A 12,278-nucleotide genomic window follows, 5' to 3' on the forward strand; every position below is an offset into this window, starting at 1 on the left:
GCATAAATTGTCCCCCGCGCTCAAGCTAACGCGACTCTGTTCCCCCAAACCATGTTCCTGCCTGGAAGATCGGCATCAGCCCAAATCTTCAGCCTGATGCCGCTCTGGCACTTGGCTTGCTTCATCGCCCCACGGCCGGTTGACTCGACAGCCACGGATAACCGCAGGCCGGTTGGCGATTTCTTCTGCCCAGCGTTGCAGATGGGTGTACGCCTGCACAGATAGAAACTCGGCCGCCGAGTACAAATTGCCCCGCACCAATTGACCGTACCAGGACCAGACCGCGATATCGGCGATGGTGTAGGCATCACCCGCCAGGTAGGGGCTCTCGCCAAGGCGGCGGTCGAGGACATCCAACTGACGCTTGGTCTCCATGCTGAAACGGTTGATGGGGTACTCGAGCTTTTCCGGCGCATACGCGTAGAAATGCCCAAAGCCGCCGCCCAGGTATGGGGCCGCGCCCATTTGCCAGAAAAGCCAGTTCAGGGTTTCCGTGCGCCCGGCCACATCGGTGGGCAGGAAGGCACCGAATTTTTCCGCCAGGTAAAGCAAAATCGACCCAGATTCAAAGACTCGAATCGCCGGCTCCACGCTGTGATCCAGCAAGGCCGGGATTTTTGAGTTGGGGTTGATGGCGACAAAACCGCTGGAGAACTGGTCGCCGTCGTTAATACGGATCAGCCACGCATCGTACTCGGCGTCGGTGTGCCCAAGCGCCAGTAGCTCTTCCAGCAGGATCGTCACCTTCACCCCATTGGGCGTGGCCAGTGAATAGAGCTGCAATGGGTGTTTGCCAACGGGCAACACCTTGTCGTGGGTCGGTCCTGCAACCGGGCGGTTGATGCTGGCGAACTGGCCGCCAGACGGAGCATCATCTTTCCAGACCTTCGGCGGAACATAGGACGCTTTGCTCATGAGACGAACCTCGTGGTTTCTTTTGGCGATTAGAGAGCCTACCCGGTTTGATCGTCAACTATGGCTCTGAAATCGATTCCCGAATAAATTCGGTCCCACTGGACTCCCAACAAACATCTGTTAAATGCCAAAAACGGTGGGACCGAATTTATTCGCGAAGGCGTGCGTCAGCACAACGTGCCACCCAGTTTGCTGCGCGACAGCGCGGCGTCGAAGCCGAGGCGGCCCCTCCTACAGACTTACAAAATGCCGGGTATCGCTGGCGAGGGTGGTGGCCAGAAAGTCAGCAAACGCGCGCGCTGCCAGGCGCGTGGTCCGACCCATCGGAAAGTACGCGTGGACGGGCAGTTCGGCCATTTTCCATTCTGGAAATAGGTGCACCAAGGCTCCGCTTTCTAACTCCAATGCGCAGGCCCACGACGTGGTGGATGTAATCCCCAAGCCTCCTGTTGCTGCCGCTAGCGCGCCTGCGGTGTCATTGATCGAGACTTGGGGGTTGAGCGTGATAGATGAAACCTTGCCGTCGCGCTCAAATTGCCACGAAGACATTTGTGCACCGGCCGGGCCGCCGATGATTCGATGGTGCTCGATGTCGGCTGGGGTGTCCGGTGTGCCGTGGCGCGCGAGGTAGCCGGGAGAGGCCACGATCACACGGCGCATCGTTCCAATCTGCCGGGCGGTACCGGCCAAGTCCGGCAAATTGCCCAGGCGGATGCCGACGTCGACAGCTTCCTTGACCATGTCCTGCCACTGATCTTCAAGCAGCAGCTCGATGTGCAGCAGCGGATGACGTTCAGTAAATGCAGACAACTTGGGCAGCACGACGCGGATACCCATTGTTGACGGCATCCCGATGCGGAGCAGGCCACGCAGCTCTCCGGTTTCCCGCACGCTGTTCTCCGCGTCATCGACGGCCGCAAGAATCGGTTCCATGCGCGTCAGAAATTCGATGCCCGCTTCGGTCGGAACCACGGTTCGGGTGGTGCGTGAAAGCAGCCGCGCACCAAGGCCCGCTTCCAGCTCCGCAATCATCCGGGAGACCTGAGACTGCGCAAGCCCGCTCTCGCGGGCGGCTGTCGAGAAACTCCCAAGGCGGGCCACGCGGGTATAAAGCCGCAACGTGAGGATATCTCAGCCGAGTTGAAGTGGTCACTGACACGCTGGACGCCCTTGAAGCGGGCACCAACGATGAAGTTATCGCCGGCGCCCAGTCGCGTGGCATTCACGATGCATTCACTGCCGACCCGAAAAAGGTGCAGGCAATGATGTCGACCAAACTTCCCCAGCGCGTTTGATTACCTAACTGACTTAACGACGAGGCCATCATGGACTTTCTTCAGACGTTGACCCAACGCAATACCGAATTCGCAGAGACCGGTTTCTCTGCTGACCTCAAGATTATTCCTTCACGCAAAACCATGATCATCGGCTGCGTCGACCCTCGGGTCGACCCCATGGACGTGCTCAAACTCGCGCCCGGCGAGGCCGCCGTTATCCGCAACGTGGGGGGCCGCGTGAACCCGGCGCTGTTCGGAACGATGGCCATTCTTGGCACCGTCTCGCGGGTTGCTGGCGCGCAGGTGGGTCATGGCTGGAACCTGATCGTCTTGCACCACACCGACTGCGGCATATCCGGTTGCTATCACCACGCCCCTGAGTTGTTGGCGAAATACATGGGCGTCGAAGAACACCAGCTTGAGGCGCTGCAGATCGACGATCCGTATAAAGCGGTCGAGATAGACGTCGCCGCACTGAAGGCCAACCCGAATTTGCCGGGTGGAATTACCGTGACGGGGCTTGTTTACGACGTGGCTACCGGGCGAATTGATACGGTGGTGCCTGCGGGGTTGCTTCGGGTGGAGTAGGGTTGTGGTCTTGATCTGTAACTCCGCTCGATGTGTCGGGCGGAGTTACAACCGCGCCCACGTTCAATCAGGTTTCACATAAAGGAAGCCATCAATGCAAAACCCAAATGTGAAAAAAACCATCCTCCTCATCGGTGCATCCCGTGGCCTTGGTTTCGCCATGGTCGAGGAATACCTCAAACGCGGCTGGCAGGTGATCGCTACCGGGAGAGAGGGCGCGACGGAAAAACTTATTCAGTTGGCCAAAACCGCCGACGGCGCGCTCGATGTCGAAACAGTCGACATCACCATTGAGTCGCAAATTGCTGCGCTACGGGTTCGTCTCGACGCTCGGCGACTGGATGTGCTCTTCGTAAACGCGGGCGTCAAAAACGACGACCGCGAAACCGTCGCGGACGTCTCCACCGAGGAATTTGTGCGCGTCATGGTGACCAACTCACTGAGCCCGATGAGAGTCATCGAGGCGCTCCAGGACCTTGTTCAGCCAACCGGAACCCTCGGCGTCATGTCGTCCGGGCAGGGCAGCCTGACCAATAACACTAACGGAAATTATGAGGTCTACCGGGGCAGCAAAGCCGCACTTAACATGTTCATGCGCAGCTTTGCCGCGCGCCACCAAGAAGACGCAAAAACCTTGTTACTCATGGCGCCAGGATGGGTTCGCACAGACATGGGTGGGCCTGAAGCGCGTCTGAGTATTGGAGAAAGCATTCCGAATTTGGTGAATACGATTGAGGGTTATGAAGGGCGTTCGGGGTTGCATTATTTGGACTATCTTGGGCGGATCGTTCCTTGGTGAGTGGTTCCTTGGTAAGTGATTCCGTGGTGAGTTGTGGGCAATACGTTGGGTGAGTCATCTAACAAAGGAAAAATAATGGAACTGCGTCACCTGCGTTATTTTATTGCCGTTGCGGAGCATAAGAGTATTCGGCTCGCCTCGGAGCGTATTCACGTCACGCAGCCCGCTGTTTCGCGTCAGATCCATGATCTTGAGAAAGAGCTTGGGCTAGCACTGTTCGACCGGCATCCTCGTGGTTTGACGCTGACTACTGCGGGCCAGTCCTTCTTGGTTGATGTCCGCAAGCTGATGACGGATTTGGAGGCTGCAGCGCGCAAGGCAAAGCAAATTTCTACGGGGTGGGCAGGCAGGTTGCGACTCGGGTTCGTAGAAAACAGCAGTTGGGATGGCATCGTTCCTAAAGCACTGAGAAACTTTCAGGTCGCAACGCCGAGTGCCAGTCTGGAGCTTAGCCCGCTTAATACGCCTGAGCAGATCCAGCGAATCGAAGATGGGCTGATCGACGGCGGGTTTGTTTACCAATACCGGCCGTTTTCTGAGGGGTTGAGCACGCTCCGATTGGACCAACACGATCTGTTGTTAGCCATCCCCGTTGATTGGAATCTCAGCGGTGATCACATCACGCTAAAAGAGGTCGCCGAGCGTCCCTTCATCACATTCCCGCGTTGGGTGTATCCGGTCTACTACGACCACCTGATGGCGGCCTGTGTCGAGCGCGGGATCACCCTTAATGTGGTGCAAGAGGAGCAAACCGAGTCGGCCATTCTTGCGCTGGTGGGGTCAGGCATAGGTGCCGCGTTGGTGAACTCGGCGAACCTGGGCCGACCGCCAGCGTCTGTCAGGTTCCTTAAGCTCGCGGACTTGTCGCTGGCCATGCCGCTGGTTTTTGCTTACCGAAGCGACAACGACAGCCCGATGCTTTTAAGGTTTGTAAAAGCACTCACTGATGCCCTGCACGGAAATAAGTAGGCGATGCCTCCTAAGCATCACTGACCTCATAAAACGGCAATTTTCTTGCTTAACACCCTGAAGGATAGTGGGGGACGTTGGCTATTTCGCCCACGTCTCAGTTTCAGGAGTGTCGTATGAATAACAACAACCAAGCATCACTCATTGCGTGTACCGTCGATTTCTCACAGGAAGGATTTCAAAAGGGCGCACTGATGCTGCCTTATTCCCAAGACCGCTCGGCCTACGGCCGCATCCCCATACCCGTCGTCGTCCTGAAGAAGGGCGTAGGTCCGACGGTTCTTCTTACCGGGGGCAATCATGGCGATGAGCTTGAAGGCCCCATCGCGCTAATGAAGCTCATACAGCGCATGAGTTCTCTTGAAATCAACGGACGCTTGATCGTCATTCCAGGGCTGAATTTTCCTGCGTTTGAAAACGGCACCCGCACGTCTCCCATCGACAAAGGAAATCTGAACCGTCTTTTCCCTGGCAATCGCAGTGGAAGCCTGACCGAGATGATTGCCCACTACGTCAATACCGAGCTATTCCCCATTTCGGACGTGATACTCGACCTGCACGCGGGCGGAGCCTCGTTCCAGCACGCGCCAGCGTTGCTGGCCTCGTTGCCCGCTAATCGAGAACAGCACGATGACTATTTGCGGCTTGTCTATGCGTTCGCTGCGCCGACAACCATGGTCATGAATCTGCTGGGGGAGGATCGTACCTACGGCGCGGCCGCCGAGCGGCAAGGAAAGCTGTTTCTGTGCGGGGAGTTTGGAGGCGGGGCATCGTGCAGTCCCGGCAACCTGAAGATTGTTGAGGACGGGTTGCACCGGGTTTTGCACAGCCTTGGTGTTCTCAACGAAGTCCCCCCTACGCCCGTGCAAAAGACCCGTCTGGTTAAAGTCGAGGATTCAGGCCATTACCTGTTCGCCAGCGCTCGCGGGGTGTTTGAACCGTGTTTTTCCTTAGGCGATCGGGTCACTAAAGGGCAATTGGCGGGGCGCTTATTTGACATCGATGCCCCTTGGAAACCCGCCGAAGAATTGCACTTTGCAAAAGAGGGGGAAGTGATGGTCCAGCGCACCTTTGCCCACGTAGCTGCCGGCGATTGCATTGCCGTATTGGCTTGTCCGGCTACTTGGCAGTGAATGCCCGTCCACCTCTGGAGTGTGCGTTATGAACGTATTCCGTTCTGCGGGGACTGCTTGCGAAGACAATCGAGGCTCGGCCTACAGCGTTGGTTTGTTTCTGCTCTGTTTTGCTTTTTCTTACCTGGACAGACAGATCGTCAGCATTCTGGTGCAGCCGCTTAAAGCGACGCTGAACTTGACTGATAGCCAAATCGGGATGCTGCAAGGTTTCTCATTCACCCTGTGTTATGCGACCGCTGGCGTGGTTGTCGCGCGGTTGGTGGATCGATCAAACAGGGTGAACATCATTGCCATCTGTGTGGCGATTTGGGCATGTTCAACGGCACTTTGCGCCACAGCTGGCAGCTTTACCGAACTGTTGGTGTACCGAGGAGGTACCGCGATTGCGGAAGCAGCGCTTAGCCCGGCGGTCTTGTCGTTGTTCGCTGATCTGTACGCGCCACGTCGATTGAGCCGTGCCACCGGTATTTTCATGCTCGGCCCCTATATCGGAAGCGGAGCTGCGCTGATGGGCGGAGGGGCGTTACTCGGGTGGCTGAATCAACCGGGTAATGACGTTCTTAGCAGTACGTCTTTGCAGGCTTGGCAGGTGGTTTTTCTCTGCGTGGGTTTGCCCGGTTTTATATTGGCGGCGCTGGTGTTCTTCACGCTTAAAGAACCTCCACGGCGTGATGCTGCCGGAGACGTCTATGCCGTTGATTGCGAAGTGGCGCCTCCCTTCAATGAAGTACTGAAGGAGCTGTTTGTTCGAAACAGGTTCTGCCTGCCGTACTTTTTCGGTTACGCCTGTCTGATCATGTTGTTTTACTCATTTACCGCCTGGTTTCCCACGGTATTAATCCGGCATTTTGCCCTGGAGCCGAGTTACGTCGGGAAAGTCACCGGTCCCCTTTACATGCTTGGCGGAGTACTTGGTGTACTGACCTCCGGACTATTAGTTCGGCGAGCGAAGGATGCACAAGCGTTAGGCATGGCACTCAAGGTGGCGGCGTACGCCTGCACCCTGTTGATCCCTTTAGCGATAATTGCACCGTTGGCCCCTTTCAGTATCGCCGTCACGTTTTACGGCTTGTGTGCTTTTGCCGCGAGCATCGTAATGGCGTTAGCGCCCATGCCACTGCAAATCGCTATTCCAAATCGAATGCGCGGACGTTCTATCGCCCTTCTCGTGTTCATGACCAACGTGATCGGCGGCGGGATCGGGCCATTCGCGGTGGGTTACATCAGCCAATCATTGGCTGACGAGCAAAACGGCCTGGGAATAGCGTTGGCTATTGTCGGGAGCGTTTCGGCGGTTCTCGCTGCGATCCTTTATAGCTACGCGACGTTAGCCGTTTCTCGGCCTGGGGCGATGAAACCGAACGCCGTCCCATCCCGTTAAACCGCCTTATGACGTTGCTATGAACAGGAAGGTGCCATGAAAAATACTAATGTTTATCGCGTTGGTGATCTTCGAATAACGAAAATCACCGAACAAATAATTCGCACGCTAACGGCCCGTCAACTTTATCCAGATGCCACTGCGGCGTTGTTAAAGTCGTTAACCGGTGTCGCTGAGGTGACACAAGACAGTGCGGTTGAAATGAGCGTTCACAGTTGGCTGGTGGAAACGCCGCACTACCGACTGTTGATCGATACCGCTACGGGCAATGGCAAAGAACGCCCCTTCAGCAACCTGTTTCATCACTTAAACAGCCCATGGATGGAAAACCTGACCTTGGCAGGTGTTCTTCCGTCCGAGATTGATTATGTCCTGCACACGCATTTGCACGTTGATCATGTTGGCTGGAATACCGTTCGAAGCGGTGACCTCTGGGTGCCTACGTTCGTTAATGCGACTTACGTGTGCTCCAACGCGGAAATGGAATTTTACGAGTCGCCGGCGGCTGCATCTCGCATGATGATTTTTGAGGACAGTGTTCGCCCGGTGCGTGATGCAGGTCAGTTAGAGGTGATCGATGATCAGGGTGGAGAATACTTGCCCGGGATTAAATTTCATCCCACGCCGGGGCATAGCGCTGGGCACATGAGCATCAGCATCGAATCAGGCAATGAGATCGCCTTGTTCTGCGGAGACGTTATGCACAGCCCCTTGCAAGTGGCATTTCCTGATTGGAATTCGATGTTTTGCGGGGAGCAGTTGGTAGCGCGTCAATCGCGTAAACGGTTGCTGGATCAGGCGTGCATAGACCGTACAACGGTGTTCACCAGCCACTTCAACGAGTCCTCAGTGGGACGTGTTACTGAGGCTGAGGGGCGTTACAGCTGGGAATTTATCTAATGCAGTCGACACCGGCGTAGGTGATTTTTTTCGCCATCCTAATGCCGCCGGTTATAGCCAGCAGGACAGTCGAACTGTCCTGCTTACCCATGTTCTCGCCAAGCCTTTCGACGGTTTAACCTTTCTCAGAACACATTGAACGGGACAGTGCTAACGACTCTTAGCTCGTCAACGTTTCCATCAATCTGGCCGACACTGGCACGGTGAAGGGTATAGGTCGCCCTGAGAAAAGTTTTCCTCAGCGCGCCGCTTTGCACGACATAAGAGACCCCTAGACCATATTCGTTATGACTGGCGTCTTGCAGGTTGCGCACGTTATACGCCGTGCCTCGATAGTGGCTGCCGTCGATGCCCCAGCCTCGTGCGGTGTAGGTGTTGAGCTTCAGACCCGGAACACCGTAGCCCGCCATATCGACGTTGTAGCCCACGCGAAAGGATTTTTCATTGGGGCCGTTGAAGTCTGAATACAGGGCGTTGGCCAAGTAGTTGGCGCCCGACTCATTAAGGTAATCAAAGTATTCATTGCCATTTACCTGTTGCCAGGCGATTGCCACCGCATGGATGTTGTAAGTAGCGGTGAGCGCCAGGCTGTAGGCCTGGTTATCTATTTCACCCAGTTTCCGACTGCCAGTGTCCTGAGTGTTGTAGTAGTTAAAGGCTGTATTAAAGGCAAGTTCGTTTGGGTTACCCCAATCGATGACGGAACCCAGGTAGTACTGGGTCCAGAAATCTTTTACTGAGGACACATAGGCCGAGGTTTTTACGCCTTTCATTGGCTGAAAGTCGACGCCGCCAAGGCTTACATTATCGGACTCGAACGCCTTGGACGCATACTTCGCTTGAAAGTGCGTCTCGCTTTGTTCGGTACGAGGGGACACACGGTCAAACGCTCCCGCTTTGAAACTGAGGGTGCTGAGTTCTTCACTGACAAGTCCGACGCCCTCGAAACTTGAGGGCAGGGCGCGGTTGTTATACACCGCCAGCACTGGGGTATTGAATGCCTGGCGTCCAGCGGTGATCGTGGTATCCGAGATCCTGGCTTTGAGATTTGCCAAACCCAACTTGCTCCATTGCGCCTCTACGTTGCCTCGGCTGTCAGTCAGCGTCCGGTTGTTGGGACCGGCAACGGCGGCCTTACCTTGCTCCAGGGCGACGGTGTCATAGGCGGCTATTTCAATACCCAAACCGAGGGCGCCTTTAGTAAAGCCCGACGTGTAGTCAATGACGGTTGCCTGCACCCAGTTGGTTCGGTTTGAAGTCGCAACTTTACGTCCATCGTCGTTGTAGTAACTCCACAGCGGGCCACTCGTTGCACGTTCGCTAGAATACCAATTACGGGTAAAGCCGCTCAGGCTTTGTCCCTCGATAAATCCCCCGGCGTTAGACTGGGTGCTGGTGATTTTAGGTTTCACAGGCAGCAACGTGAATGTGCTGTCGTCAGCCCGGACTGCGTAGGGTAAACCGATACTGGCCAACGCCAATGCCGTGGTTAATATTAATTTCATAGAAAGCTCCAGCTTCGTTTTCGAACGAACGAATGCCTCAAGTTCCGGTTCGGGACCTTGATAGTTGTTAAAAGGATGTTGCTAAAGTAAGGGGGTAAACCGGTCCTTTATCCGTTCATTGCGCGGGTTATGACTTGGCCGGCTCGGGTGCCCAAATGCGTGCCGTGAAGCCAACTAACTTCACCGTTCACAATGACCACTTCTATGCCTTTGGCGGGGGCGGTCGAGTTCTCGTAGTCGGCCGCGTCGCGTACCGTCAACGGATCGAAAATCACGATGTCGGCGTAGTTGCCGATCACCAGCGTCCCTCGTTGGGGGAGGTTGAAGTTGCGCGCCGTCAGCCCGGTCATCTTCCATACGGCGGTCTCCAGCGGAAACAGCTTCAGGTCTCGGCTGTAATGGCCTAGGACTCTAGGGAACGTGCCCCAAAGGCGGGGATGAGGCTTTTCACCCGAGGGGATACCGTCAGAGCCAATCATGGTTTCGTCGAACGCCAAGATGTTTTGCACGTCGGCTTCGTCCATACCGAAATAAATCGCACTGGCCGGTTGTAAACGTCTTGCGGCGTCTACCTTGTCGATGGCCCATTCGGCCGCGATGTCATCCAGGTCGCGTCCGGCTTGTTCGGGATGGGGCTCGCTGGATGAAATTAATATGCGGCCTTGTAAGCGATTGGGATCGGTATGCAGCATGGTTGAGCTGGCGTTATAGGGGTAACAGTCCAGCGAAATACATTGGCATTTCATGGCTTTTTGAATGATCGGCAAGGTGATGGCCGACTTGCCGAAGTTCTGTGGGCGCATGAGTTTGTGGTGCGATATGACCACCGGACTGTTCAGCTCTCTACCGATAAAGAAAGTTTCTTCAAGCGAGGTCAAGGTGTTGTCCGCCTCGTCACGCATGTGGGTGACGTACAAGGCGCCGCTGCCTTTGAGTGGCTGACAGAAATCAATGATTTCTTGAGTCGGGGCGTGGGCGGCGGGTGGGTAATAGGTGCCGGTGGAAATACCGATAGCACCGGCGGCCAGTGCCTCGTCGAGCAACCGCGACATGGCGGCAATTTCAGCGGGGTCTGCGGCTCGCTCTAATGAACTCATGGTCATTACGCGCAGTGTCGAATGGCCCACCATCGCCGCGACATTGACCGCCGACGGCGACTGGCGCAACGCATCCAAATAGTCTTTGAAGGTGGAGAAACGCGGGTTCTGCGTGTCCTCCAGCAGATTAAGCGGGGAGGGTAGGTCGCTGTCGGGGCGTAATGGCGCGATGCTGATGCCGCAGTTTCCCGTGACTACCGTGGTGACACCCTGTGAAATCTTGAAAGTCATGTCCGGTTTGGACAGCACAGCTTGGTCGTCGTGGGTGTGGGAGTCGATGAATCCCGGCGCCACGACCTTGCCGTGGGCGTTGATACGTTGAGCGGCATCGCAAGCGGATAAATCGCCAATCGCACCGATTTTACCTTCGCGGATGCCTACATCGGCCATGAAACGCGGGGCCTTACTGCCGTCTATGACCGTGCCCCCTTCAATGATGATGTCGAACGCCAAGTGGTTATGCATGTGCTGGTCCTTGTTGTTGGAGGGGTGGAACAGGGTTTTGCCAGGTTAATGACAGGAGGAATGCCGCCAGTGCAGCGCCGACGAGAAACCAGAACGCTGAAAGGTAAGAGCCGCCGAACGCGACAATCAAAGAGCCCATGACGACGGGTGCCACAGCCCCGGCTATTTGTCCGCCGAAGTTCATCAGTCCCGTTGCACTGCCGATCAGATTTGACCGAAAGCGTTTGAGCGGAACTGAAAAAACCGTGGCGTAAATGAAATTGAAGGACAACAGACACAAGGTCCAATACACCACCAGCAAGGTGATTGAGGTGGTGGTAATCATCAATGACAGGAACGCGGCGCAGCCTAGGGAACCGCCCATCAGGAAATGCTTTTCGCGGTCCTGACCGACCTTGTCCAACAGCCAGCCCACCCCGTTAGTGCCCAGAAACGCGATGAGGTAGGGAATCGCCGAGGCCAAACCGATGTGCAGCAGATCAACCTGATAGTGCTTCATCAGGTAGGACGGCATCCAAGAGATCATCCCGATGTACAAGATGCTGGAGCAGAACCAAATAGCCGTGAGTTTCAGGGCTGCGGGGTCTCGAATCAGCGCGCCTAACTGATTACTCTCACGCGGCTCTGTGCGAACTCTTTGTTGGGCTATACCGCTTCTAAGCGCATACCAAAGGACCGCTGAAACCAACAGTCCAACCACCGCCAGAATGTGAAAAGCGCCGCGCCAGCCGAGATACACCACAGTCAACGCCACCAAGCCTGAACCGACAGCGTTGCCCAGGAAAACCGTGGAAATCAGGAACGCCTTGGCTCGGGCGCGCTCTTGCTTGGGGAACACTTCGGCCACTGTCACCGAGCTTGCGGGCGAGAAACAGCCTTCGCCCACGCCAAACAGAAAACGGATGACCAACAGGGAGGTGAACGACCACGCGACGCTGGTCAGTGCCGTGAAAATAGACCAGGCGACGACACACACCACCACCACAACTCGCGACCCATAGCGGTCGGACATCAAACCACCCAACAGCTGCATGATTGCGTAGCTGACATAAAAGGTGCTCAACACCATCCCTGCCTGCTGTGCATCGAGAGCGAACTCCTTGCCGATGGGGATGATCGCCGTACTCATCACGATCCGGTCTGCATAACCCACTGCCCACGCCAGAAACAGTGCGGATAGACAGATTGTCTTCTGGGCTCTACTTCGTGTTTGCGCGACGCTTGTCATTGACGGTTCTCTCTTTTT

Annotated in this window: 12 protein-coding genes; 7 read left to right on the plus strand and 5 right to left on the minus strand. The window is 55.8% G+C overall.

The genetic code is table 11. The features are described 5' to 3' along the window. Positions 1-75: 75 nt before the first annotated feature. Positions 76-915, minus strand: coding sequence for a glutathione-dependent disulfide-bond oxidoreductase (gene yghU / locus RHM59_RS02085; protein ID WP_322164911.1), 840 nt, complete (start codon positions 913-915; stop codon positions 76-78). 231 nt (positions 916-1,146) lie between these two features. Next, on the minus strand, positions 1,147-2,016 hold the full coding sequence (locus tag RHM59_RS02090; protein ID WP_322285841.1) for a LysR family transcriptional regulator: 870 nt from the start codon (positions 2,014-2,016) through the stop codon (positions 1,147-1,149). 44 nt (positions 2,017-2,060) lie between these two features. On the opposite strand from RHM59_RS02090, the gene RHM59_RS02095 reads away from it, so the two are divergent. The 7 genes from RHM59_RS02095 (at position 2,061) to RHM59_RS02125 (ending at position 7,965) form a co-directional block, all read left to right on the plus strand. Continuing rightward, a complete protein-coding gene (locus RHM59_RS02095) occupies positions 2,061-2,210 on the plus strand; it encodes a hypothetical protein (protein ID WP_322164909.1) in 150 nt (49 codons plus the stop codon). A gap of 30 nt (positions 2,211-2,240) precedes the next feature. Continuing rightward, positions 2,241-2,780 carry a carbonic anhydrase gene (locus tag RHM59_RS02100; protein ID WP_322285842.1) on the plus strand — a complete coding sequence of 180 codons (540 nt, stop codon included), beginning with the start codon at positions 2,241-2,243 and terminating at the stop codon, positions 2,778-2,780. 94 nt (positions 2,781-2,874) lie between these two features. Next, complete coding sequence (locus RHM59_RS02105; protein ID WP_322285843.1) at positions 2,875-3,579, plus strand: SDR family NAD(P)-dependent oxidoreductase; 705 nt, start codon at positions 2,875-2,877, stop codon at positions 3,577-3,579. A gap of 33 nt (positions 3,580-3,612) precedes the next feature. Next, a complete protein-coding gene (locus tag RHM59_RS02110; RefSeq protein ID WP_322285844.1) occupies positions 3,613-4,548 on the plus strand; it encodes a LysR family transcriptional regulator in 936 nt (311 codons plus the stop codon). A gap of 116 nt (positions 4,549-4,664) precedes the next feature. Continuing rightward, the gene (locus RHM59_RS02115) at positions 4,665-5,681 is read left to right on the plus strand and encodes a succinylglutamate desuccinylase/aspartoacylase family protein (RefSeq protein ID WP_322285845.1); all 1,017 of its coding nucleotides are present in this window, start codon (positions 4,665-4,667) and stop codon (positions 5,679-5,681) included. Between the two features lie 28 nt (positions 5,682-5,709). Then, positions 5,710-7,065, plus strand: a complete 1,356-nt coding sequence (locus tag RHM59_RS02120; protein WP_322285846.1) for an MFS transporter — start codon at positions 5,710-5,712, stop codon at positions 7,063-7,065. Between the two features lie 36 nt (positions 7,066-7,101). Continuing rightward, positions 7,102-7,965, plus strand: coding sequence for an MBL fold metallo-hydrolase (locus RHM59_RS02125; RefSeq protein WP_322285847.1), 864 nt, complete (start codon positions 7,102-7,104; stop codon positions 7,963-7,965). Positions 7,966-8,090: 125 nt separating this feature from the next. Here the strand turns inward: RHM59_RS02125 and RHM59_RS02130 are convergent, their stop codons facing one another. The 3 genes from RHM59_RS02130 to RHM59_RS02140 all read right to left on the minus strand — a co-directional run bounded on the left by RHM59_RS02130 (position 8,091) and on the right by RHM59_RS02140 (position 12,260). After that, positions 8,091-9,470: an OprD family outer membrane porin gene (locus RHM59_RS02130; protein WP_322285848.1), complete on the minus strand. Its 1,380-nt coding sequence runs from the start codon at positions 9,468-9,470 to the stop codon at positions 8,091-8,093. Positions 9,471-9,577: 107 nt separating this feature from the next. Then, a complete protein-coding gene (locus RHM59_RS02135; RefSeq protein WP_322285849.1) occupies positions 9,578-11,032 on the minus strand; it encodes a D-aminoacylase in 1,455 nt (484 codons plus the stop codon). Next, positions 11,025-12,260: an MFS transporter gene (locus RHM59_RS02140; RefSeq protein ID WP_322285850.1), complete on the minus strand. Its 1,236-nt coding sequence runs from the start codon at positions 12,258-12,260 to the stop codon at positions 11,025-11,027. Before RHM59_RS02140 ends, RHM59_RS02135 begins: the two co-directional genes overlap by 8 nt. Between the last annotated feature and the right edge of the window lie 18 nt (positions 12,261-12,278).

The sequence above is a fragment of the Pseudomonas sp. MH10 genome (assembly GCF_034353045.1).
Lineage (GTDB): Bacteria > Pseudomonadota > Gammaproteobacteria > Pseudomonadales > Pseudomonadaceae > Aquipseudomonas.